Below are 24,258 nucleotides of genomic sequence, written 5' to 3' on the forward strand. Positions count from 1 at the left end.
CGTCATGTCGGTCCCCGCGCTTTTTTGCGGGCGTGCGTTTCGCTCGCCGCTCCCACTGGAGAAGAGGGGGGAAGGGGTGGGCGAGGGCCAGGAGCCCTCCATCGCAGCCCGGAGACCCTTATGAACATGCCACTTTTTGCTGAACCTGCCGGCGCTCAGCCGGCTGGCTCTAAAACGCTCGCTCTGTTTGCTGCCGCGCAGGCGATCGCCGAGCACCTCTCCCATGGCGGGATCGTCGATCGTCGTCTGCTGGGCTCCTTGCTGCGCCGGCATGTCGGCGGCTCGGACGCGAGCGGAGACTGGACGATGCGCGAAGCCTATGACGCGCTTGAGATCGCGCAGGTCCTGCTTATCCGCGACCCGCAGAGCGGCCTTGTCCAATGGGACGACCCGGCGGCTGCCTTCGCCGCCCGGGAGGAACTGAGCGCGCTTCTTCCAACGCAGCATTATCGCAGCGAGCGCCAGATCGCGCTTCAGCAATTCTCGACGCCGCTTGGTCTTGCCTGGGCGGTCGCCTGCGCGGCCGATATCCGCGCCCGCGATCTCGTTCTCGAGCCCTCGGCCGGCACCGGCATGCTCGCCGTGCATGCCCTCGCGCGGGGCGCTGGGCTGCTCCTCAATGAACGCGATCCCGACCGGGCGGCGCTACTCGCCCTGGCCCTGGGCCAGCCGGTCAGTTGCCATGATGCCGAGTTTATCGACGATCTCATTGCGGACAGGCGACGGCCAAGCCTCGTCCTCATCAACCCGCCCTTCTCCCGATCGGAAAGCCGGGGAGTCGACCGGTACGCCGGCGCGCGCCATCTCGAAAGCGCCTTGTGGCGCCTCGGCCAAGACGGCCGGTGCGTCGCGATCATGCCCCCCAGCTTCGCCCGGGACGGTAGCGGCGCCCAGGGCTATGAGATGGTCGCCCGCACCGTGATGCCGCGATGGGAACTCGCAATCGCGGGGAAGCCCTATGCCAAGCACGGGACCTCGGTCTCGGTGCGGATCTTGGTCTACGACAAGGGCTGGACCGGCCCAACGGCGCGCCATGTCGCCACGAGCCTGGCCGAGATGTCGGCACTGCTTGAGACCGTCCCGCCGCGCCTCGACGGAAGCCCTTCGCTGCCGCCCGAGCCCGCTCTTGTTTCAGCGCCGATCGTTTCTGCGCGCATGCCCGCACGCAAGCGCCTCAGCCTCTTCCCGCGCTTCGCTGGTACCAGGCCCGCAGCGCCATTGCCCGCCGTGGCGGCTACGACGGACGAGCCGGCGCCGCTCTGCTATGAAACGTTGGCCGAGCCGCCCGCTGCTGGCGACGCCATCGGCATCTATGTGCCCTGGCGCCTCTTGCGCATGCGCTTCGAGCCCGCGCGACCTCATCCCGACTGCCTCGTCGAATCGATGGCGATGGCCTCGATCCTCCCGCCCGTGCCCGCCTATCGCCCGATGCTGCCCGACCGCACAGTCGCGACCCTGTCCGATGCCCAGCTCGAGACGGTCGTTTTCGCAGGCCAGGCGTTCGAGCGGGATTTGCCGGGCCGTTTTCGTCCGAACGATGCCGGGACGCTGCTCCATCCGGACAGCGAGGGCGCGGTCTATCGGGCCGGCTTCATGGTCGGCGACGGCACGGGCGTCGGAAAGGGACGCCAGATCGCCGCCTGCATCATGGATCAGTGGAGCCGCGGTCAGCACAAGGCGGTGTGGATTTCCAAAAGCGCCAGTCTGCTGGAGGACGCGCGGCGCGACTGGGCCGCGATCGGCGGCCTTGGCATCGATGTGCAGCCGCTCGACACGGTGCCGCTCGGCAAGTCCGTCGCGATGGACAGTGCGATCCTCTTCCTGACCTTCGCGACGCTCCGCTCGCAGCGCGACGACAGCCAGTCGCGCCTGCAGCAGATCCTGGCCTGGCTCGGGCCCGATTTCGACGGGCTCATCGTCTTCGACGAGGCGCATGAGATGGCGAACGCGGCGGGGACCGCCACCAAGTTTGGCGGCCAGAAGGGATCCGAGCAGGGTCTTGCCGGCGTGCGGCTCCAGAACCTGCTTCCGCGCGCCCGTATCCTCTACAACAGCGCGACCGGCGCCACCGATCCCGCCAATCTCTGCTATGCGGCCAGGCTCGGCCTATGGGGCAGCGCTGCCTTCGAGACGCGCGAGGCGTTCATGGCGGCGATCGGCGACGGCGGCATCGCGGCGATGGAAATCGTGGCGCGAGACCTCAAAGCCATGGGCTTCTACACCGCCCGCGCGCTCACCTTCCAGGGCGTGGACTATGACCCGCTCGAACATGTGCTCACTCCCGAGCAGATCGATACCTACGACGCCTATGCCGACGCCTGGGCGCTCATTCACCGCGATCTCGACAAGGCGCTTGCCGCTACCGCCATCGTCGATGGCATGACGGGCGAGTCGCTCAACGCCCAGGCCAAGGGCGCGGCGCTCTCGCGCTTCGAAAGCGCTAAGCAGCGCTTCTTCGCCCAGCTTCTCATCTCTATGAAGCTCCCCACGGTCATCCAGGCGATCGAGGCCGACATCGCGCAGGGGCGGCATCCCGTGGTGCAGCTGGTCACGACCAGCGAGGCGATGCTCGATCGTCATCTGGCGGGGCTGTCGGCGCAGGACCGCGCGGACCTCGACATCGAACTCAGCCCGCGCGAGCTCATGATCCAATATCTGACCGCTGCCTTCCCGACCCGGCAGATGCGGATCTTTAAGGATCCGGGCGGTGATCTGCGCTCTGAACCGATGCAGGACGAGGCCGGCAATGCCGTCCATTGCGCCAAGGCCGTGCGTGCCCGCGACGACCTTGTCGAACAGCTCTGCGCCATGCCGCCGATTCCGAGCGCGCTCGACGCCCTCGTCGCCCATTTCGGTGCCGACCGGCTGGCGGAAGTCACCGGGCGGACGCGGCGCATCGTGATCGATGGCGCCGGCCGCCAACGGCTCGATCGACGCACGGCGCGGAGCAATATCGCCGAAGCCCAGGCCTTCATGGACGGGGCCAAGAGCGTCCTCGTCTTCTCGGATGCCGGCGGCACGGGGCGAAGCTATCATGCCGACCGCGGCTGCGCGTCGGCGAACCGTCGGCGCGTCCATTATCTCCTGGAGCCAGGCTGGCGCGCCGCAGCAGCCATCCAGGGCCTGGGTCGAACCAACCGCACCAACCAGATGACCGCCCCCATCTTCCGGCCGGTCACGACCGATTGCCGGGGAGAGCGGCGCTTCATCAGCACGATCGCCCGTCGGCTCGATAGCCTGGGCGCCCTGACTCGCGGCCAGCGGCAGACGGGCGGGCAGAATCTGTTCGATCCGATGGACAATCTGGAGAGCGATCACGCCCGCGACGCGCTGCAGCAATGGTATTCGCTGCTCTATCGCGGCAAACTCAAGAGCGTGACCCTGGGGCGGTTCGTCGAGATGACCGGCCTCAAGCTTGTCAGCGACGATGGCGGCGCGCTGCTCGATGATCTCCCGCCGATCCAGCGCTGGCTCAACCGCCTGCTGGCGCTCCGGATCGCCACGCAAAATGCCATATTTGAGGAATATATGGCGCTCATCCAGGCCCGGATCGACGCGGCGCGCGAGCGCGGCACGCTCGATGTCGGCGTCGAGACGATTCTGGTCGAGCAGATCGTGTCCGTCGAGCAGCAACGCCTGCGCCGGGATCCCGACACGGGCGCGGAAACCTGGCTCCAGCGTCTGGAGCTGCACCGGCGACGGCGGCCCGCGGACCTGGCCGCCCTGCTCGAGCAGTGGGGCAGTTCGCGCCGTATCGCCTTCCTGCGCAATGCCCGTTCGGGCCGGGTCGCGCTTCGACTCCCGTCATGGTCCATTCTCGACAATGACGGCGAAGAGATCGAGGTCTGGGAGCTCGCGCGCCCATCAGGTTCGGAGCGCATGCCGGCCTCGCGCCTGTCCGAAAGCGCCTGGGAGCCCTTCGCCCAAGAGGCGTTTCGGGACGCCTGGACCGCCGAGGCGAAAGAGATTGCCGAGCGGATCGACGTCGAAACCATCAGCATCGCGACTGGGCTTCTACTCCCCGTGTGGAATCGCCTTCCCGACGACGATCTGCGGGTCTGGCGCATCGCGGACGGCCAAGGGCAGTCGGTGCTCGGCCGCATCATCTCGCCCGCTGGCCTTGCAAAGATCGCAAACGGCTTTGGAATCGACATGAAGGTGGCGCTCTCGCCCGCGGAGCTCGTCCTTGCCGCGCGCGGCGCGGACGGCGTCGCCATACCGGCCATGGCAGGGGCGAGGTTGCACCGCGTTCACGTGAACGACGAGGCCCGGCTGGAGATCAAGAGCTATCCCGTGCTCAAGCTGGCGCGGCTCAAGGCTTTGGGCTGCTTCACCGAGATCATCCAGTTTCGAACGCGCCTCTTCGTGCCGATGAACAAAGCGGCCGAGATATTGGGAGCGATCGAGAAAGCCCTTTCCGACGGGAGCGGACTGGCAGCGTGATGCGCCGTGCCGTCAGAAATCCGGCCCGGCGCAGTCCCACTGTGTCGCTGTCTCTCTTGAGGGTTCTCCGGCTTCACGGCCCTGAAAAACCGTCGGCGTTCGGCGACAGGAGGGGTGGGGGAAGGAGGGCGTGAGGTCGCCGGCCGGCGATCTTGCCCTCTTGGTCCAAGGAGTATTTCCGATGAACATGCTCGCACCAGCATCCCGCGCCGTAGCGGGAGGCTTCAAGGTCGATATCAGCCGCGGCCAGAATGTCGGCCGCGTCTCGTCCGAATGGTTCAGCCGGCCCGCGGATGAGCGCTTCCTCTCGCTCGAGACGCTCTACGACCATGTCCTTCGGCGCAGGGACGTGGCGAACACGCGCGTCGTCGAGAGTCGGGCCATCCGCGTCGAGGCGCGAACCGACGACGTATCGTCGCTGAGACTGTTGGCGCCGGGAGCCGAGGGACCCGTCGCACCCACGCACTGGTCCTTTGGCCAGCTCTGCAGCCTGGTCGGCGCGCCGGCGGGCTATCTGCGCGACCTCCCCGCGGCCCTTGCCGGCATAAACCTTCAGCATGGGCTCATCGAGCATCGCGCCGAGCATGTGAAGCTGCTCGAGACCCATGACGGACGCACCGAGCTGCGGGCCGTCACCGGTCCCGATTATGGTCGCATCTGGGATTGCGAGCTGGTCGAGGCAGTCATGCGCTTCGCAGGCAATGGCGTTGGCGATACGCGCTGGAAGGTGCCCGGCGTCCTCGACTGGGGCTCGATGATTTACAACCCCTATGTCGACGTCAGCGCCGAGACGACGACGCTCTATGCCTCGGACCGGGACGTCTTCCTCTTCCTGGTCGACGACACCCATCCGATCGAGGCCGGTCGGCTGCCCAATGGCGATCCGGACCTCTATTTCAGGGGCTTCTATTGCTGGAACAGCGAGGTGGGCTCGAAGGCCCTCGGCATCGCGACCTTCTATCTGCGTGCGGTCTGCATGAACCGGAACCTGTGGGGCGTCGAGAATTTCGAGGAGATCAATATCCGCCACTCGAAGTTCGCGGCGAACAGGTTCGCCGCCCAAGCCGCGCCGGCGCTCACGCATTTTGCAGACTCCTCTCCACAAGATTTCGTGCGGGGCATTTCCGCGGCCAAGGACCGGATCGTGGCGCGCAAGGATGAGGACCGGGAGGACTTCCTGCGACGCCAGGGCTTTTCGAAGGCCGATACGGGCAGGATCATCGCCACTGTTCTTGCCGAGGAAGGACATCCGCCCGCCTCCATCTATGACTTCGTGCAGGGCGTCACCGCGCTCGCGCGGAGCCGCCCCAATCAGGACGCCCGCCTCGAGCTTGAAGGCAAAGCCAGGCGCCTCCTCCAGAAGGCCGGCTGATCAGAACGGGCGTCGGCCCGAGGCCGGCGCCACTCTCTTTTCAAACAAGGAGCCGAGCGATGACCGATCATCTGCAATCAAAGCCGCGCGCCTATAGCGCCTGTGTCGATTTCCTGAGTGATGGATGGCTTTATGCCCGGGAAGTTTACCAGGTCGAGGCAGGCGACGAATTTGAGGCGGAACGTCTGGCACGCAGACGCGCGCAGGACAGCGTCTATTTCAACCTGCGTATTCCCGACCTTGCAATGTCCGTAGCCATCGATCCAACGGATCTGGACACTGAAGCCGCCTGAACTGCCTTGATGCCGGGTGGCCACCGTCTTGACATACCGCGTCATGTGAGGCATATATTAGCATCAGGAGACGCGACATGACTAATGTTGTTCAGTTTCGAGAGCCGACGCCGGATGCAAGCCAGGTTCAAACATTTGCGGCAGAAGCAGATCGCGCAAGGCTGACGGGCCCGGCAGTGAAAGCCGTTCTGCGCGCCGTCGAGGCCTGGGAAGGCAGTAATGCAGAGGGCGCGGCGCTTCTAGGCGTGTCGGAGAGCACCTGGGATCGCATGAAGGCTGGTCGGTGGGAGGGCGTCCTCAGTCAAGATCAGCTGACGCGGGCATCGGCGTTGATCGGCCTCTTCAAGGGTCTGCATCTCCTGTTCGCCGACAGCATGGCGGACCGCTGGCCCAAGCTTCCCAATCGCGGCCCTGTTTTCGATCGGTTGACCCCTGTCCAAGCGATGATCGCAGGGGGTATACCGCGCATGCTGGAAACCCGGCTTTATGTAGACGCTCTGCGTGGCGGGCTCTGAGGAAGGCGCGCTGGATGGCGTGCCACTGGTTCGGGAAGCCTTTCCGCGCACGGTACGCCTCGTCTCGAGCGCTCGGCTGCGAGCCGCGGTCATGGACTCGCTTGCCGACGACGAAGACGAGCTCGCCGCCCTGGCCGAAATCGAGGGCGCAACCAGCGGTCGCCGGATTGCGCAGGAGCGGGGGACCGGCGCCTTGAGCGCAGCGGAGCTCGTGCATGGTGTTCCCCATGCCCGGTTCATCAATGCAAGCTTCGCCTACGCCAAGCCGCGCGAGCCCAACCGCTTCAACCCCGCCGAACGGGGTGCATGGTATGCGGCCATGGCGGTCGAGACCTGCATTGCCGAGGTCGGTCACCACCTGACCAAAGCTCTTGCCGATGCCGGAGACTTCAACGCCGTGGTCGAATATGGGGAGATGCTGGCAAGCATGTCGGGTGTTTTCGTCGACCTGCGCGGCATGCCAAATCATCCTGGCCTCGATCCCGACCCTTTCATCGGTTACCCTGCAGGAAACGCTCTTGCCGCCGGCGCGCGCGTCATGGGTTATAACGGCATCATCTATCCTTCCGTGCGTCATATCGGCGGGCTTTGCGTCGCGGCGTTATGGCCCAATGTCGTCCAGTCTGTGGTTCAGGGCGAGCTCCATCGGCTGATTTGGAGTGGCACAGCGGAATTTGTAGCGGAGCGCGTCACCTAAGCGATGCGACGAAGCCACGCGGGTCACGGCCGTTATGCAATTGTTTTCAAGCCGGCCGCCTGAAGGGCATCCCAGAAATGTGTGATGAATTTGGCTGCTTTCATTGCGCCGTCCAGTGCGAGACTTTTGACCGGGTTTAGACCAGTTGTCTCCAAAAGCCGGGCCGGAAGAAGCTCGCGGTTGAAGGCTCGTATCTGAATGAATTGCGCAGCGTCTCTGGCGGATCGCATGAGAGCGCGGACCTGATCCGAACGGCCGAGCTCGCCCGCAGCCTCAATCAGCAGGTTGGAAAAGACGATTGCCTGGGTGATACCGGCGATCTGGCTGCTATTAAGGAGCAGTTCGGCCATGACCATCGCGGCGTTGGCCTGATCGAGCGTTTCGCTCGTAAGGAGCCGGGCATAGTCGCGCAGGCGATCATTGGGCGCCCATGCGCTGTCCTGCAGTTCGCCTACGACATCAGCGGCATTGAACTGAACGAACGTGTAGTTTGCGTCGAAGAGGGCGCCAAGGATCTGCCGATATTCCGCATGGGTGATCGCGCGAGCGCGATGGCCCACCTGACCTAGCACCTGCGTCCAGCTGACCTGTGCGCCGGCCGCTTGGGCGATGACACGGAAACCCAGATCATCGGTCAGGAGCGCGCGTTTCGGCGCCAGTGCAGCGATCACGCTGTCATGATAGGCAGGGTCAAGGTCGCCGATCAGTTCGGCCACCCCCTCGGGCATCGCCTGATCGGACTCGGCGGCCACAAGAGGCAGGGCCTCGGCCAGTTCGAGGGCGGACCGAGCGTCAACGATCTGCTGTTGGGCGGCTTCCGGCGTTAGCTCAATGAAAAAGTAACGCTCCCCATCATAGCCGAACGTGCCCGATTTGCGCCCCCGATGGCCTTCGCGCTCTTCGACGAGCTGCCGCAGCGCATCGATCGTGGACTGCACGATGGCGAGACGGTCGGAGAGTTTGGCGATCACCGCACCCAGACCCATGCGTGCCCAGGCGTAGACAGAAAGGGGATCCACGACCGCGACGCCCGCCCCTGCACCCCTGCATCCGGCCTCGAACTCGCCCTGCGCACCTTGAGCGACTTTAAGCCCAAGGCTGTTCTTTTGTCTGAAATTCTCCCAGATCTCGAAAATGTCTGCCCCGCTAAACCGCGCGAACATGGGGATCGGAATGACGCCGTCGCGATAGAGGTTTTCGAGCTGCTGTCCCTCCGCGGCGCGGTTGCGGGCCATCGCAAACATTTCCTCGAACCGGTCATCGCCCTTGCTGTCGTCGATCGTGAACGAGCCGAACGCAGGGTTGTCGGGGAATAGGGTCGGGAACTGCCTCATGGTTCGACGGAAGGCGAACAGAAAAGGAGTCTGGATCTCGGCTACCCGAAAGCTTTGCGGGCCAACGCCCAGCTTCGTAAACTCGATGCTGTCACCGACCCGCAGCCCGAGCAGCCGCTTTGCAAAGGTCTCGTCGGGCGAGAGCTCGTCCCGTTCGACTGCCGGAACGGGGCCAGTCTCGATGATCCTATGGAGCTCGTCACCGGTCGCGTCATTGATGAGGACCACGCCTGCGCCTGCCTCGATCGCCTCGGGCGGTGCCATTGTCACACTGCTGGAGCGCCCGCCCACGATCAGACCCAAGGCGTAAGCAAGGTGGATCCTTGGCTGACCATAGCCAGTCCGCAGGGCGCGATAGCCTAGCGACAGCGCCTTGGCCGCATGACCAAGATAGCGATCAACGAGCTGCGCGAGGGCGATGAGCTCGATCGGTGTGCCCTCGATATCTTGGGACACGCGGTCCAGCCAGTCGCGCATCTGATCGGCGCGGCCGAGGCGAACGAGCAGTTGGATCCAGATGAGCCTGTTGCGTAGCACGTCATGCTGCGCGACAGCGCTTTCCACGAGTTTGAGCGCCGGCTTTAACAGCCCGGCGCGCTCGTAGATGGCGACGCCGACGGCGAGATAGCCGTCCGAGGCGCGCAGCGCGGTCGGGAGCGTTTCGAACAGCCTGCGCGCCTCGGCCCGCCTGTCAGCGAGGTTGAGCGCTTGGAGCCGGCGTCGCAGCGCATAATTACCTTCCGCCCCGTGCACGACCGCATAAAGATCCGCGGCCATGGCATAATTGCCCTGCGCATAAAGGGTCTCGGCTGCGTGCATGCGCTCGCGCAGGCTGAGTTCGCCCTGCGCAAGCGAACCGATCTCGCTCGCCAGCTGCGCGCGCAGTGGATCCTGCGGCTCCAGGCCATCGAACAGGACAGAGCGTACGACGATCGAGCCTGGTCGCTTCGCGATGGCATTGGCAATGAGGGCGGCGGGGTCGGCGCTTCCTAGCATCGCGGCATGGACCTGCATCGCCTCGATCAGCTCGGCCCGTTCGGTCATCGCGGGCTGCCCGACATCGGCCGTCTGCATACGCCCAGCCCAGAGGACCGCGCCAGCGGCGTCCTTCAGCTGAAGCGCGGCATGGGTTCGCAATAAAAGTGCGTCGAAGGTCAAGGTGTCCCGCGGCAGCGCATCAAGCGTTGCGGCGACCCCGCGCCAGTCGTCATTGGCTGCCGATCTGCGAGCCGCAAAGAGACCGAGCGGCGGATAATGAGGCATGGCGCCGAGCGCCTCGTCGAGGATTTGGTCGGCTTCCGCTTCGCGCCCGATGATCCCGAGAAGGCTGATCAAGTTGGCCGACACATGCCGGCCCTGGATACTGGAGTCTTGGTCCAGAAGCGTCTTCCACGCTGCCTTCAGGAGGCCGACCGCGCGCTCGACATCCGCCTGGAGATGCGCAGGCACATCATGGGTGATCCCCAGGCCTTCGAGCGCGGAGAGTGGTTGGACCAGCGCTTCAGCCAGTGTCGCCATGACGCGCCAGTCCTCTGGCGCGATTGCAAGAGCCGCCTGCGCATGGGCCAGGTGGCGGTCGACATCGCCGATCCCGCCCGACCGCAGTGCCAGGTGCAACTGAATGTCGAGCGTTTCGAGAAGTGCGGGTGGGAGCGCCTCTTCGATTTCTGCCATGGGCCGATCGAGCGGCATCGTGTCGATCCAGATGCCCGCATTGCGGGCGGATGTCCGGTCGTCCTGGAAGGCGGCGCTGGCGATCGGCTCGGCCTCCTCGCGCTTTCCCTCCAAAAGAAGCGCCATGGCCTTGGTCGCCCGGGCGTTCGGGAAATCCGGGTACGCCTCGAAGGCCGCATGGAACAACGGGATCGCGCGGTCTTCTTCGTCCAACGCATAATGGGCGTTTCCAAGGCTCGCCAGCATGCGATAGCGCGCGAGCGGGCTGGCGGTTGCGTCATGCTCTGCCCTTATCCGCTCAAGCGCCCGGATGGCGGCGCGCGGCGATCCGTCACTGACGAGTTTGCCGATCTCCGCGACCTGAGTGGCTAGGGGATCGTCAGCGCCGGTCACATCGCGCGATTCCGTGAGCATCCGCGTGGCGCTGCGTATCAGCATCTGCATCTGAGCGAAGCCCGCGGCATTCTGCTCGGCGCCGGCGGCGATCTGGCCCATCACATCGACGGGCGCTAGATCCCGATAATATTTGAGCAGGACATCAGGATCGTCTGCGACGAAGCTGCGTAACGTCGTCCAGCCCGTGACGCGCACTTCGAACAGGCCAAGCCGGCCATGCTCAAGACTGATCTGCCGCGCGATCCCCTGAATCGCCTGATCGTTTGGCGCGGTGGTCGCAAGGATGAAGACGTCGAGCGGTGGCTGGAACGTCCTTGCTTTGGCGACCTCGTTTCGCAGCTCCGTCTCAGTGACTACTGCACGTAGGTCGCCATCCTTTCCCTTGCACTGGACGCCAGTATATTTCTGCTCGACCCGGTCGGTGCCATAAACATCAACGCCCGCCTGCGGCTGTCCCTGGCGTCCATGGAGCTGGGCGTCGTTCGTCTTCCACAATCTCCGGTAGATATCGAAGGTCAGGTTTTCAAATTCCTGCCAATTTTTGGGGGCTGGCAATTCTCGCGATATGACGGACATCGGCCTAGCATATATGTTCCCGCTTTGATCTGGAAGGGCGGATTGCCGTTGCATGCAGCCAATGTGTCGATGGGTTCTGCAAACGGGCAAAGCGCTGCCAATAGGGAGGAAGGGAAAGGGGTTGACGGCTGCCCGCTGGCGCGGGCACCGCGGCTCTATCTCCGCTGCGCTCCGACCAAGCTCCGGCTGCGCCGGATCTCGGCCCTGACGGGTGACGATCCGCTGCCGGAGCGCAGCGCGGCGTGGGGCGAAGCGAACCTGTGGGTTGCCGACGCAAGGTGGGCGCGGGCGTGACGGGTGGATCGACGTCATGCCTGCTGGGCAGGGGCTTCGCTAGTGGCGGGATGCCCCGATCCCATGCCACGTCGCGCGTACGTCGAGCGCTCCGTAGCAGAGGAGAGAGGGACCTTTTGGGGGTGTCGATTTGGAATGGTCCAGAGCGACATTCGTCAAAGGAAAGTCTCATGAACATTGGTGAATTCAAGCAAGTCAACGGCCGTCTGCTGGGCTGGATCGCAACGCGCAACATGGACCTGCCGCGGCTCGGCCTGCGCAAGGTCGAGAGCAGCAACGAGCGCGCGCCCGTTTTCGAGATCCTCGCGCTCAATGTCGGCAATCGCTGGGTGCAGGTTGGCGCGCTCTGGGAGGCCTTCGCCAAAAATACGACCGGCGAGGCCTTTCTCCAGGGGTCTATCGATGACCCGAGCCTGCCCGAGCCGCTGCCGATCGCGCTGTTCGGCGATGATGCCGAAGGCTTCCGCGTCGCCTGGCGGCGTCAGCAGCCGCGCGACATGTTCGCGCCGGTCAGCCGCGGCGCGCGGCGCGAGGATGCGATGGGCGGCGAAGGGGGCTTTGGCGCCAGCACGGCGGGCGACGATGGCGGGCTCGTCGGAGCTGGCGGGGCGTTCGAGGACCAGTTCCCCGACTGACACGCGGAGCCACCACTGAACCGGGCCGGGGGAAGCATGGGCTTCCTCCGGCCTTTTTCTGTTTCCGATCGTAGGAGCCAGGGCCATGACCCGCACCCATTCGCAAAGCGTCCACCGGTTCGCCGACTTGAAGACACTCTATGCCGAAATGACCGCCACCCCCGAATTCCAGGCCGTGTTCGGCGAGCCCATGGGGCTCACCATCATGGCCCCGGGCGAGATGCCCATGGAACTCGACATGCCCGACCCGCTCGCCGTCCAGGCCGATTGCGGCGGGGTGGTCGCCTGCCTGTTCGATCTTCTCAACGATACGAGGCTCGAGGCGCTGGCGCCCGATATCGCTTGGGGGTTCGTGAACTCCTTCCATTTCGTCGCGGGCAAGCTTGCGCGGCGCGAGGACGCGCTCGCCCAGGAACTGGGCGAGATGGCGCGCGTGCCCGACATGAGCGAGGTCTACATCCGCGAACTGGAGGAGAAGCAGCTTCTCTGCCAGAGCGTCGCCGAGCAGCGCGAGGCGCTGGAGGTCATGTGCGACTTTGCCGCCGACATGTATCGCGCCGTGTCGGGCATGCCCTGGTCGCCCGCGCGCGGGAGCCGGACATCGAACCGCGCGGCCTCGCAGGTCGACGCCCTCGACTTCCTGCGCGCGCGCCAGCTCGCGGCGCGCGAGCGGCACCTGCCGCAGGGACCGATCGTCGTCTTCTCAGGGCCCGCCCAGTGGCACGACACCGACATCCTCTTCGCCAAGCTCGACGAGATCCGGGCCCGCGTGCCGCATATGACATTGGTCACCACCGGCCAACGGACAGGCGCCGACGCGATCGCCGCCGCATGGGCGGGCCGGCCCGGCGTCAAGGTGCCTTTGGTCTCCTTCCGGCTCTACGGATCGGGCGCAAAGAAGGCATTCGACCGCAATCGCAAGCTGCTCGAACTTCGGCCCGTGGAGGCGGTGCTGTGCGAAGGCTCGGGCATCCAGGCGAACCTCTATCAGGCGCTTCGCCAGGAGGGCGTGCCCATCCATGCCTTCCGCAAGGGCGACCAGACGCCCGATGTCGGGCTGCGGCGCGGCATGGCGAGAGGGAGGGCGTGATGGCCATTCCCGAGCCCTTCAGGCGCAATTTCGACACGCTGCTGCGCGCGGCCGAGGAGGGCGACCTTGCCCTCCTTGAATGCACCGACGCGGTGACCGGCGCGCCGCGCTATGTCCTTTGCGCGGTCGGGCGCGAGGCGGGTGCCTATGTGATGACGCCGTTCGGGCATCTGCACGACGGCAATCCGTTCGAGGCCTATGTCCCGCCTGCCTGAGCCGCCGGCAGAGCCGGCTCCGCCACGCCGGTCTCCTCCGGAGATCGGCGCTTATCTTGTCCTCAGCACCGCGCATATCCCCCTGGAGACCGCGTTGCTGCTCAACCGCTGGGCCGAGCTTGCCGCCGAGCCCCAACCGCTGGTCGTCGCCTCGACCTGCTATGGCTGGTTTCTGTCCGCTGCCGCCGTGGAGGGAAGGGCCGCGCAGGCCATTCCGCCCGAGATCGCAGGGATCCAGCGCTTTGCCCGATCGCTCGGATGCCATTATGTCCTGCTCGATTGCGACGGCGAGGAGGTCGAGGAGCTTCCAACCTTCAGCTGGTAGCAGCCCAATCGAATCGGTCGGGTCTATTCCGTGAGGCGGGCGAGATTGCGCAGGCTCGACGCCATGCCTTGCGCATGGTCGTGCGGAGTGATGCCTTGCGGAACGTCATGGGCGCAGACGATGACCTTGGTCCCGTCCCGGTCCTTTTCGAAGCTGGTAATGAGCGTCATGACGCCGCCGAACATCGGATCGTCGCTGAGGAATCGCACCTTCTCGACTACCCGTTCCTCGGCGATCATTTCTGCGAACACGACCTCCACCTCGTCCTCGCCCGGAAGGGTCTTGCCCTGGTTCGCGGCATCCTCGCCATGGTAGCGAAGCCGCATGCGATAGCCCCCGCCGACCTGTGGCCGGAAGTCCCGTATCTCCGCATCCATAGCCTCCGGGGCGCGCCAGCCGGCCATTGTCTCGGCGTCGAGAAACGCACGATACAAGGTCCTGGCGCTCGCCAGAATGACGCGCGAGGCGCGGTCGATCCGCTGCTCTTTCCGCTCTTCACCCAATGCTCATCAATCCCATTCGCGCGTAGCCGTTGGCTGTCCCCAACCTTGCTTCCAGACAGGGTCCCGCCTGCACCAACCAGGCATAAGGACGCAACGGGTAATCCGACCGAACCAGCGCTTCTCCCGATAGCGAAGCTCGAAGGGCACCATTAGGGTGTCTGGCGGAAACGCTGTGCCTCCCACTTTGCCCTGCGAGGGGCATCGAGCCCCCCGCAGGGCAGCTCTTCCTCTCTCTCAAGTCCTTTAAGTGTGGCACGGGACCGCGTCGGCCTCAAGGACGGCGGGGCCCCACCATTTTCCTTGGCGGGTCGAGCGTCTGTGCGCCTGCGCGGCGCGAGCGGCCGCCAAGGAAAATCGTGACCCCCACCGCCGCTTCGCGGTCGCTGCGCGATCCTTGACCCCGCCGCTCGGAGCCCGTGCAGGGGAGATAACCTCTTTCAACAAGGAGGTTACCGATGACCGAATATATAGACACGCCCACCCGCTTCACCGACGTCGCCGACTTCTTCCTGGACGAGACGCGCATGCCGGCCGACAGTTACGCCGCCGCCTTTGCCGAGACCGCGGATCAGGTCCGCCTCGCACCGGCCGAGGAGGCGTCGGGCGCCGACATGCCCGATCCGCTGCAGGCAGAACTGGGCGTTGAACTCCTCGTCACGACGCTTTTCGACATGCTGCGGGATACGCGACTGGAACCCTTGGCCGACCGCCTCGCCTGGGGCATTGTCCACAGCTTCCATAAGGTGGCCGACCAACTCGATGGCGAAGCCGACCGGGCGGCGCAGCAGGTGGGGCGCCTCATCCGCGAACAGGACGGGAGCGAGATCGCCGCGACCAGCCTGGAGGAGGCGCAAACGCTCTGCCATGGCCTCGACGAGGCGCGAGAGGCGGTCGCGTGCATGCGCGATCATGCCGCCGCGATGTTCCATAGCGAGACCGGCCGGCCCTGGTCGGCGCCGCGGGCGACGCTGGTATCGGGAAAGCGCACCGCCTCGGTGGTGGCCGCTACCGACTTCCTTGCCGCCCGCCGGAGCCGACGCATCGAGGCTCATGCCCCGACGGGACCGGTGGTGCTCTTCTCTGGCGGACAGGAGTGGGAGGATCATGCGCAGCTCTGGGCGCGGCTCGACATGGTGCGGGCAAGGATACCAGCGATGGTGTTGGCGACGACGGCGCAGGAAAAGGGATGCGACGCCATCGCTGCTTCCTGGGCGGCCTCGCGCAAGGTGACGCTGGTGCCCTTCGATCTTGGCAAATGGCGAAAGCTCGGCAAACGGGCCGGGTTCGCGCGCAACGAGGCGCTGATCGGCCTGAAACCGGTCGAAGCGATCATCTGCGAGGGCAACGGGCTACAGTCCCATCTGGCGCGTCTCGTCCGCGACGCCGCCGTGCCGCGGCACTTCTTCGTGAAGGCCGGGCAGAATATCAGGCGCTGAACGGGCAAGCCGGCGAGGGAGCGGTCTCCCCCGCCGGCTTTTTTGTTGAGAGGGAAGAGGTCGCCGGGCTCAGGGAAGCCAGCCTAGTGGCTGGCCCCGTCGCCCGGCGATGCGGCGCCCGGAGAGGGCGCCGGCCTCCTGCGCGCGGCTCCGCCGTGCTCGTCGCTGGGACGCCGTTCCGGCGGGTCGTTGGATGGGGCGGGGACTGGCGAAATGGCTCTCAAGGTGCTGACTGCCTGGCTTCCGCCGATCCGGATTGCCTGGGTCAGGAGTTCGCGAAACTCGCGTTCGCTAAGCTCTTCCACGGCAATATCCGCCGTGAGCGTGCCATAATGTTCGCGCAGTGCGCGGCGCACTGACGCTGCTTCCTGGGCAAGCTTGTGCTGGTCGGCTGCGAGCTTTGCCAGACGCTCACGGTCATTCATCTTGGGCATATATGTCTCCTTGAAAAAGGAGGCCTGCCCGCCGCGAATTATTATTCCCGATCGGTTGACCGATCGCAATCCCGATTGATAGCCAGCTGACGCCGGCGAAAGGCTAAAAGAGCCCCTGCCGGGGAAGGGCCGCCCGTGCCCGGGCAAGGGGACGCAGCGCGCAGGAGCGCTGCGAGGGGACGACGCACGCCCAGGGCGTTTGTAATGCACCGTACGCACCCGTGCTGCCAATAAATGGCGTAAAATCAATATGTTGCGAGCAGTTCTTAAAACGCTCCAGGACACATTTTGTGTCCTGGGGATCAATTTTGCAAGCGATTTTTATCTCCTACAGCGAGCGGTTTGGAGGAATGGAAAGCCCGTTATCGCCCGTATGACGGAGGTAGAAGAGGCTGATATTGATCCTTCTTCCGCATGCGCGAATGTCATTAGCACAAACCCACATTTGTGCTAATGTGCGCGATGTTCATTTGCGAAGGGTAATCCCATGAGCCGCCTGACAATAGATATAACTGATCAGCAGCATCAAAGTCTGAAAGCGCTGGCTGCTCTGCAAGGCAAAACGATCAAGCAGTATGCAATCGAAAAGCTGTTCCCTACCGTCGGCGGGCAGGATGATGCCTGGCTGGAACTTAAGGCTTTGATGGCCCAACGCATCGAAGCCGGCCTGGCGGGGGATGTCTCCACCAAGGACATCGGCACTATCCTGGACGAGGAATTTAACGGGATAGGCCGCCTTTGACCGCTGCCTATATTCTCTCATCGGCGGCAGAAACGGACCTTCGAACTATCATCCGCTATACGCGAGCGGAATGGGGAGATGTGCAAGCCCGGATATATCTGAAGAAGCTGACCCGCGGGCTCGAGCGGGTGGCGACGGGGCAGGGCGCATTCAGAAACATGAGCGCGCTTTATCCTAATCTGCGGGTGATCCGATGCGAGCATCATTACATCTTCTGCCTGCCGCGTGACGCGGCGCCCGCGCTTATTGTCGCGATCTTTCATGAACGAATGGATTTGATGGTGAGGCTGGCGGACAGACTTGCGTCTGACGAAAACTGACAGGCATTTCGAGCCTATCGATATCCTGCCAGTGAGTAACAGGGAGAAAATGATCGATAGAAACGGGTTCTATCGATCATGGGGAATTTGAGATCAGCTCAGTGTCGATAGCATTTCGTGAAGTTTTATGATGGGGCATGCTTCCCGCGTTGACCGGGTGGGCGATGCGTCCTGCAATGCCGACAAACTATCAAATTGGACTGTTACTGATGACTTCAAAATATAGCCGTGCGTGCTGCATGTCGCTGCAGCCTTTTGCGTCGAAAGGAAGTCGCATGCTCATCCCGGTTCGGGAATGCGCAGTTCAAGCCGGGGCAGATGCGATCGTCACAATGAACGTCCGGGACTTCATGCCAGCACGAGAACTGTGTCGAGGCGACGTCATTGAGTCCGGTGAGTTGTTTTTACGCCTCGAACGAGGAGAGATGAAATGAGCAATTTTCCTCTGCAGTTGCCAGATCATGTTATGGCTGAAGCCAAGCATCTAGCGGAGTTGGATGGCATTTCGCTCAACCAGTTCCTGTCGTTGCTGATTGCGGAGCGGGTTGGGGAATTGAGGGCAATCGCAGGCATCCGGCTCCGCGCCAAACGCGCTGATCCGGCGGGTGCGCTAGCAATCCTCGCGCAGGTGCCAGATCGGCCTCCGCTAGAGGATGACGAGTTGCCTGGAACACATTGAAGAAGTGATGGTCACCACGAAGGCGAGGGGCTGCGTGCGCACGGGCAGTTCGCCAGTTGTGTTTCATGAGGCATATCTACAGGATTTATAACTCATATACTGCGATAAAATGAGCTATAAATCCATTTTTTTATTATCTTTCAAATCGTTGATAGTTTCAGGCGCTTGCGTCGTCATACGAGAAAAGCTGGGACTTTATGGTCAGTCAGCTTTAGAGCGCCGAGATGGCGATAGCGGACATCAAATCAATCTTCATTCCACAATGGCGCAACCGTGCCGGTTCCACCAAGACAATTAGCTTCGATAACGTAACAAAAAACTTGGTTGAGATAGATGCGCTGTGAGATTGAGGCCTTTCCAGCAGAAGGCGCTAACCTGGATTAAACAAAAAAGTCATAGACTTAATTCGATCTAAACCTTGATCCGTTATGGATGCATCTTCTGGAGGGCATTCATGGGTTTTCTTAAACGCTTGCGCGACAACGAAGCGGGCAACGTTCTCGTGATGGTCGCTGCTGGATTTATTCCCTTGCTGGGCTTTATTGGCGGGGGCGTCGATATGGCGCGCATATATCTCGTCAAAACGCGGCTTCAGCACGCCTGCGACGCGGGAGCGCTGGCGGGGCGCAAGCAGATGGCTGGCGGTGCTTGGAACGCTAATGGCGACAAGGCGCGCACCACGGCCGAAGGCATCTTCAACATCAACTACGTGCCAGGCTCCTACGGGTCGAGCACCCTGTCCAAAAACTTCATCGAAAATCAGGGCAAGGTGACGGGTACAGCTTCAGTCACCATCCCGATGACGATTATGGTGATATTCGGTCAATCCACCAAAACGATTGCGGTCACATGCGACGCGGAAATGCGTATACCCAACACGGATGTGATGTTCGTTCTCGACACGACGGGGTCGATGGCATCGATCAATGCAAGCGACAGCGACACCAAGATCAATGGCCTGAAAAAGGCGGTCAAATGCTTCTATGAAGCCTTGGCGAAGGTCGATACCTCCGCTGACTGCGGGAGTAATCCGACCGGCAGCCGCAACAATGACGTGCAATTGCGCTTCGGCTTCGTCCCTTATTCGTCGAACGTGAATGTCGGACGCCTGCTGCGCAACGACTGGATGGTCGATAGCGCGCTCTATCAGTCGCGCAAGGCGAAGATGGCGGGAGGGGTTGATGTAGACGGCTATAAGGAGGGCAAGGCTGAAGTCGTTTCTGCAGAACAAATCCCTTACAACATGAACTGGAGCGCTTGGGAGAATTTCGGAAGCGCCAGTGGTACGAGCTGCGCGGGAAAAATACCAGCCGATTCAACCGAAATGACCGGGACTGAAAGCGCGCCCTACAATGAAAGCGTAAGCGGGAGCGGTGCCAGCCGGGTGGTCAGCTGGTCCACCAATCAGGATGGCCGCTATTACAACTATCAAGGCGTGATGGTCAGCGGGAAGTGCCAGTTACAGCGGCGCTATATCAGCGGCTATTTGAAGCGAAATTATCAACGTACCGATACCACCGGCTTCAAGGAATATGAATATGATCAACTGACGTTCAACGTGTCCGGCCTAAAAGCTGGAGGAAGTAGCTGGAGCACCGGCATTACAGCGCCTGTTGGCGCATTCGGCCAGACTGCTACGATCGGTTGGGACGGCTGCATCGAGGAACGCCAGACATATCAGAACAGCGATGACGATCCGACCGGCGAGTTCAGCCCGATCCCCGCCGGCGCCCTCGATATGAACATTGATCTTGTCCCTAATGGGTCGGATGCCAGCAAATGGCGTCCGCTCCTGCCGGATCTTGTATGGGGCCGCTATGATAGCGCCGGCAATTGGACGACTGCAAAGGTCAAGACGAGTTCGGACCTTAGTCGAAACTACACCTACGCCTGTCCCACGTCGGCATCGAAGCTCAAGGTCTATTCCTCCGCTAACGCGTTCGAATCCTACGTGAACACGCTATACCCGAACGGCAACACCTACCATGATATTGGCCTACTTTGGGGGGCGCGGCTTATGTCCCCGACCGGTCTGTTCGAATCGGAAAATGCGTTCACACCCACCGGCGGTGAGATCGAACGCCATCTGGTATTTATGACCGACGGCGACACGGTTACGAGTAATCAAGGCTATACCGCCCATGGAATTGGCTGGTGGGACAGGCGACAGACGCGTAGCAATGCAGGGCCGAGTTCCAATGTCCTCACCTCTGTTGTCAACGAACGCACCAAGGCTCTGTGCTCGGCTATCAAATCGAAGAATATCACCTTGTGGGTAATCTCCTTCGGGTCGGGTGTCAGTTCCGGGGCACAGGCGTTGCTTCAGTCCTGTGCGTCGCCAAACCGTTTCTATGTAGCTGCTAACAGCGCCACGCTAATTTCCAACTTTCAGCAGATTGCGGATGAAATATCTCAGTTGAGGCTGACGAAATGATCGCTCTTCAAGGCCATGGTTGCAGATTGATTAAAGAAGAGGCGGGCGCCACGATCGTCGAGTTCGGCCTGATTGCTACCGTATTCGTGACAACGTTGCTCGGCTTCATGGACCTTGGGCACAGCTTGTACGTGCAGTCCGTGTTGCAGGGCACTGTGCAGAAAAGCGCGCGGGACGCCACGCTTGAAAGCGGAAAAGTAGACGTTCAGCAGCAGCTTCTGGACGCGGCCGTGCGTGAACGGGTCCAGCTTCTGGCCGCTAATTCGACCGTTACCTTTACGCGTCGCTACTTCCGCGACTTTACCAAGGCAGCACAGGCGACAGCCGAAGCGTTTCAGGACATTAATGCTAACGGGCTCTGCGACAATGATGAACCCTTCCAGGACAACAATCGCAACACGGTTTGGGATCGAGATGGGGGCGACAACGGGCAGGGCGGGGCCAAAGATGATGTGGTCTATACCGTGACGATGACCTATCCGCGTCTCTTGCCGATCGCGAAGCTGGTAGGACTTTCGGAGAATGTGACCGTTGAAGCCCGGACAGTGCTGGAAAACCAGCCGTTCGGAGAGCAAGGCGCATATGGAAGCCCGATTGTGGGGCATTGCGCATGAATATCGCTGCGCTCTTCAGGCGCCTCGCGTGTGAATCCAAGGCTGTTGCCGTAGTGGAGTTCGGCCTCGCCTTGCCGCTGATGACGGCTATCGCTTTTACCGGAGCGGAACTTACAAATTTCGTCACCACTAAGATGCGGATCAGCCAGCTTGCATTGCACGTGGCGGATAATGCGGCCCGCATCGGCACCGGCACTGTTCTCGCAAACAAGCAGATCACTGAGGCGCAGATCAACGATCTTCTGACCGGCGCAAACCTTCAGGGCGGCCGTCTTGATCTTTACGGCAAAGGCCGGGTCATCCTGAGCAGCATCGAACCCGTGGCCAATCCTAACCCGACCAACCGATATCGGATCAGGTGGCAACGGTGCCGCGGCAGCAAAAATTGGCCATCTTCCTATGGGCGGTCCGGCGATAGCAACCTGACCGGGATCACCGTGGGTGGGCAAACCGCAACTGCGCCTGATGATGGCGCGCTTATGTTCGTAGAGATAGCCTACGACTATCAGCCTCTTATAGCGCGTCTCTTCATTCCACAGAATCAAATCACCGCCGTCGCTGCCATGACCGTGCGCGATCAGAGAGATTATGGCGGTGGCTCAAACGGCATATACAACAACGAAAATGTCGTTCCATCGACATGCTGAAAGATAGGCGAAACCATGGATAAGTTCATCTATGTGGCATTGGGGGTGGGTGTGCTAATCATCGCAGCGGTCGACCAGTCGACCAGCACAGGGCAAGCCACGTCGCCAGCCTTAGTTGCCAATACTGCCGCGGCTCAGTCTCCTTCATCAGCTATCAACGAGTCCGGTGCATCGTACAACGCCGATACGAGTCCCCGTGTGACCTTTTCCGTACTCCCGCCATCCAATCCGATTCCCCGCGCTGACGCCTTGGGCGGTAAGGTGATCGACGATCGGTTTCAGCCGGATGGCTAAGCGGGCATTCTTTCGTGGCCGTTGGCGCACTCCTGATCAGGGAGCGTGCGCGTGCGCTTGAGCCGTTTCATCGGCGCTGGAGACGCCGGGCTGGCGGAAAGCCAGGCGGCGCGCTTGCTCGCCAAATATGAAGAAAAGGGCAAAGGGTGGTTCTGGGCGACGCATAGAGACGGCTCTCTTTCCTATCTCAGCGCGAAGATAAGTAGCACCATGGCAACTTTTGGCGTCTATCCGGCTAACCTGTCTGATCTGGTTGATAGCGACACCAGTCTCGCGGAGGAAGCGTCGGAGCGAAGCCTCAGCTTCTATATCGCATCTCGCATCCCGTTCGACGGGCTGGTCCTGAAGGCTAAGGGGGACGACGATCTTTGGTGGTCGCTCACCGGCGGACCCTATCATGACGAAGCTGGTCGATATTGTGGGTTTGTCGGCTTTGCGGTCGATCTCACCGATCAGAAGAATTCCGAAATCAAACTTCTGCAACTGGCCCGCTTCGATTCCCTCACCAGTCTTGCGAACCGGGAGACGATGCGGCAGGCGCTGGAAAATAGCCTCGTCTCGTGCGCTCATCGCAAACAACGATGTGCCACGATGATATTGGATCTCGACCGGTTCAAACTCGTCAACGACACATTCGGCCACCTCATGGGTGACCAATTGCTGAAGGCCGTTTCAGAGCGTTTGGTAAATACCGTCGCTGGAAGAGGGCAAGTCGGTCGTCTTGGCGGCGACGAGTTTCAGTTAGTATTTGCCGATATCTGCGAAGAAGATATTCTTTCGACTATCGCGGCAGATATCATTTACACCCTGTCCCAACCCTACATCATCAAAACACAGTTGATCACGATCGGTACCTCTATCGGGATTGCTACCTCAGATTACGACCACCGGTCTGCTATTGATTTGATCCGAGATGCAGACCTTGCTCTTTATGCCGCAAAAGCGGCGGGTAAAGGCACCTATCGGTTTTTTGCTTCGGAAATGCACGAGCAGGCGCTGCTGCGGCAGCAGATCGAAGAGGACATGCAAAGGGCTTTGGAAAGAGGCGAGTTTCATCTCGCTTATCAGCCTGTAATTGATACACAATCTAATGCTTTGGCGGGGTTCGAGGCGCTGGTTCGCTGGACCCACTCCGTGCGCGGGGTCATGTCTCCTGCGGTATTTATTCCGATCGCCGAAGAATCCGGCCTCATTAATGAGTTAGGCGAATGGGTATTGCGCACCGCTTGCATCGAAGCCGCGAAATGGCCCAGTTCGGTAAGCGTTGCTGTCAATATTTCTCCCGTTCAATTTTCAAGTCAGGCACTCCCGACATTGGTGACCAGCGCGCTGGCTTATGCAGGCTTGCCCGCAGACAGGCTGGAGCTTGAAATTACGGAAGGCGCATTACTCAACGACACCGCGAAAACGCGCGCTGCCATCGCGACCTTGAAAGGGCTAGGCGTCAAGATTGCGCTGGATGATTTTGGCACAGGCTATTCCAGCCTTGGGTACCTTAAGACGATCCCCTTTGACAAAATCAAGATTGATCAGTCTTTCATCAAGGGGGCAACCCTCCGGGGAAGCAACAATATTCCTATCATTAAGGCCATTGTCGGCCTGGCTAATGATCTTGGCATGATTACAACGGCAGAAGGGGTGGAAACCGAGGATCAGCTGGCCCTCGTCCGCGAACTGGGATGCACGCTAATCCAAGGCTATATATATGGTCGTCCGATGGACGCCTACTCTGCGATGAACCGCGCTCAAGGTAATGGCTCTGCCGCCAGCGGTCACCGCAATGATCGGGCCGAGCGCCGTCGCCTTATACGAGCGGGGCAAATAACGGCGCGTGCTACAAGCGAAGCAGTTCGGCTGCGTAATATCTCATGTACTGGGGCCATGGTGGAAACCAGCCTGCCATTGCAGATCGGCGAAGTGGTATCGCTAGAGATTGGTCTTTTAGAACCTCTCGATGCGGATGTACGCTGGATCAAAGATGGACGGGCTGGCTTAAAATTCATGGAGCCTATCGACATTGAGGAAATATTACTCTCCAAGTCCAAGGCCTCGTTTAAAGCGTTCGTTCCCGAATACCTCTCTAAAGACAGCAGTGACTTATATGCTGATAAGGTGCGGCTTGACCCAAGAACTCTAAATAGACGATAGCGAGTTGTCTGCAGCCTTTATCTTCTTGCGCGTGGCCACTTTCCTTTGAAAATTCACTCAACGGAGGCTTTGGGCTGCGGCTGCCGGAAAAGAGGAAGGTCTGCACTTAAGGAGCAAAGGCTGGGTAAGTGGGGCGGCGGCCCCACCT

The 24,258-nt window shown here is 61.8% G+C and carries 21 protein-coding genes; 18 read left to right on the plus strand and 3 right to left on the minus strand.

All coding sequences use genetic code 11. From position 1 onward, the window contains the following. Positions 1-120: 120 nt before the first annotated feature. The 5 genes from ABT375_RS01130 to ABT375_RS01150 all read left to right on the plus strand — a co-directional run bounded on the left by ABT375_RS01130 (position 121) and on the right by ABT375_RS01150 (position 7,320). Positions 121-4,443, plus strand: a complete 4,323-nt coding sequence (locus tag ABT375_RS01130; RefSeq protein ID WP_416463772.1) for a strawberry notch-like NTP hydrolase domain-containing protein — start codon at positions 121-123, stop codon at positions 4,441-4,443. 181 nt (positions 4,444-4,624) lie between these two features. Next, positions 4,625-5,815 carry a DUF932 domain-containing protein gene (locus tag ABT375_RS01135; protein WP_416463773.1) on the plus strand — a complete coding sequence of 397 codons (1,191 nt, stop codon included), beginning with the start codon at positions 4,625-4,627 and terminating at the stop codon, positions 5,813-5,815. A 59-nt stretch (positions 5,816-5,874) separates the two neighbouring features. Next, the gene (locus tag ABT375_RS01140) at positions 5,875-6,108 is read left to right on the plus strand and encodes a hypothetical protein (RefSeq protein ID WP_416463774.1); all 234 of its coding nucleotides are present in this window, start codon (positions 5,875-5,877) and stop codon (positions 6,106-6,108) included. Positions 6,109-6,185: 77 nt separating this feature from the next. Beyond that, positions 6,186-6,623 (plus strand): antitoxin Xre-like helix-turn-helix domain-containing protein, encoded by a 438-nt coding sequence (locus ABT375_RS01145; protein WP_416463776.1) that lies wholly within the window; start codon positions 6,186-6,188, stop codon positions 6,621-6,623. Next, on the plus strand, positions 6,610-7,320 hold the full coding sequence (locus ABT375_RS01150; RefSeq protein WP_416463778.1) for an RES family NAD+ phosphorylase: 711 nt from the start codon (positions 6,610-6,612) through the stop codon (positions 7,318-7,320). The genes ABT375_RS01145 and ABT375_RS01150 overlap by 14 nt, the downstream gene beginning before the upstream one ends. A gap of 32 nt (positions 7,321-7,352) precedes the next feature. Here ABT375_RS01150 and ABT375_RS01155 read toward each other — a convergent pair whose 3' ends face one another. Then, a complete protein-coding gene (locus tag ABT375_RS01155; RefSeq protein WP_416463779.1) occupies positions 7,353-11,300 on the minus strand; it encodes a PIN domain-containing protein in 3,948 nt (1,315 codons plus the stop codon). Between the two features lie 464 nt (positions 11,301-11,764). Between ABT375_RS01155 and ABT375_RS01160 the strand changes: the two genes are divergently transcribed. From ABT375_RS01160 to ABT375_RS01175, 4 genes are all read left to right on the plus strand, one after another. Further along, entirely contained in the window at positions 11,765-12,229 is a 465-nt protein-coding gene (locus ABT375_RS01160) for a DUF736 domain-containing protein (RefSeq protein WP_416463781.1), read from the plus strand. 85 nt (positions 12,230-12,314) lie between these two features. Then, entirely contained in the window at positions 12,315-13,319 is a 1,005-nt protein-coding gene (locus ABT375_RS01165) for an SLOG family protein (RefSeq protein ID WP_416463783.1), read from the plus strand. After that, positions 13,319-13,534, plus strand: a complete 216-nt coding sequence (locus tag ABT375_RS01170; protein WP_416463784.1) for a DUF6117 family protein — start codon at positions 13,319-13,321, stop codon at positions 13,532-13,534. The genes ABT375_RS01165 and ABT375_RS01170 overlap by 1 nt, the downstream gene beginning before the upstream one ends. 94 nt (positions 13,535-13,628) lie before the next feature. Then, on the plus strand, positions 13,629-13,859 hold the full coding sequence (locus tag ABT375_RS01175; protein ID WP_416463786.1) for a hypothetical protein: 231 nt from the start codon (positions 13,629-13,631) through the stop codon (positions 13,857-13,859). Between the two features lie 23 nt (positions 13,860-13,882). On the opposite strand, the gene ABT375_RS01180 is transcribed toward ABT375_RS01175, so the two are convergent. Continuing rightward, entirely contained in the window at positions 13,883-14,362 is a 480-nt protein-coding gene (locus tag ABT375_RS01180; RefSeq protein WP_416463788.1) for an SRPBCC domain-containing protein, read from the minus strand. A 455-nt stretch (positions 14,363-14,817) separates the two neighbouring features. On the opposite strand from ABT375_RS01180, the gene ABT375_RS01185 reads away from it, so the two are divergent. Next, on the plus strand, positions 14,818-15,798 hold the full coding sequence (locus ABT375_RS01185) for a DUF2493 domain-containing protein (protein ID WP_416463789.1): 981 nt from the start codon (positions 14,818-14,820) through the stop codon (positions 15,796-15,798). An 83-nt stretch (positions 15,799-15,881) separates the two neighbouring features. Here the strand turns inward: ABT375_RS01185 and ABT375_RS01190 are convergent, their stop codons facing one another. Further along, positions 15,882-16,232, minus strand: coding sequence for a hypothetical protein (locus ABT375_RS01190; RefSeq protein ID WP_416463791.1), 351 nt, complete (start codon positions 16,230-16,232; stop codon positions 15,882-15,884). Between the two features lie 487 nt (positions 16,233-16,719). Here ABT375_RS01190 and ABT375_RS01195 point away from each other — a divergent pair, with 487 nt between their 5' ends. From ABT375_RS01195 to ABT375_RS01230, 8 genes are all read left to right on the plus strand, one after another. Continuing rightward, entirely contained in the window at positions 16,720-16,974 is a 255-nt protein-coding gene (locus tag ABT375_RS01195) for an antitoxin (RefSeq protein ID WP_416463793.1), read from the plus strand. Then, a complete protein-coding gene (locus ABT375_RS01200; RefSeq protein ID WP_416463795.1) occupies positions 16,971-17,294 on the plus strand; it encodes a type II toxin-antitoxin system RelE/ParE family toxin in 324 nt (107 codons plus the stop codon). Before ABT375_RS01195 ends, ABT375_RS01200 begins: the two co-directional genes overlap by 4 nt. Positions 17,295-17,724: 430 nt before the next feature. Continuing rightward, complete coding sequence (locus ABT375_RS01205; protein ID WP_416463797.1) at positions 17,725-17,973, plus strand: pilus assembly protein HicB; 249 nt, start codon at positions 17,725-17,727, stop codon at positions 17,971-17,973. Between the two features lie 454 nt (positions 17,974-18,427). Then, complete coding sequence (locus tag ABT375_RS01210) at positions 18,428-20,407, plus strand: pilus assembly protein (RefSeq protein ID WP_416463799.1); 1,980 nt, start codon at positions 18,428-18,430, stop codon at positions 20,405-20,407. After that, a complete protein-coding gene (locus ABT375_RS01215) occupies positions 20,404-21,021 on the plus strand; it encodes a TadE/TadG family type IV pilus assembly protein (RefSeq protein ID WP_272799641.1) in 618 nt (205 codons plus the stop codon). The genes ABT375_RS01210 and ABT375_RS01215 overlap by 4 nt, the downstream gene beginning before the upstream one ends. Further along, positions 21,018-21,668: a TadE/TadG family type IV pilus assembly protein gene (locus ABT375_RS01220; protein ID WP_416463801.1), complete on the plus strand. Its 651-nt coding sequence runs from the start codon at positions 21,018-21,020 to the stop codon at positions 21,666-21,668. Before ABT375_RS01215 ends, ABT375_RS01220 begins: the two co-directional genes overlap by 4 nt. 15 nt (positions 21,669-21,683) lie before the next feature. Next, positions 21,684-21,962 carry a hypothetical protein gene (locus ABT375_RS01225; RefSeq protein ID WP_261935116.1) on the plus strand — a complete coding sequence of 93 codons (279 nt, stop codon included), beginning with the start codon at positions 21,684-21,686 and terminating at the stop codon, positions 21,960-21,962. A gap of 57 nt (positions 21,963-22,019) precedes the next feature. Beyond that, positions 22,020-24,110: an EAL domain-containing protein gene (locus ABT375_RS01230; RefSeq protein ID WP_416463803.1), complete on the plus strand. Its 2,091-nt coding sequence runs from the start codon at positions 22,020-22,022 to the stop codon at positions 24,108-24,110. Positions 24,111-24,258: the final 148 nt, after the last annotated feature.

Source organism: Sphingomonas sp. VDB2 (genome assembly GCF_047946695.1).
Taxonomy (GTDB): domain Bacteria; phylum Pseudomonadota; class Alphaproteobacteria; order Sphingomonadales; family Sphingomonadaceae; genus Sphingobium; species Sphingobium bisphenolicum.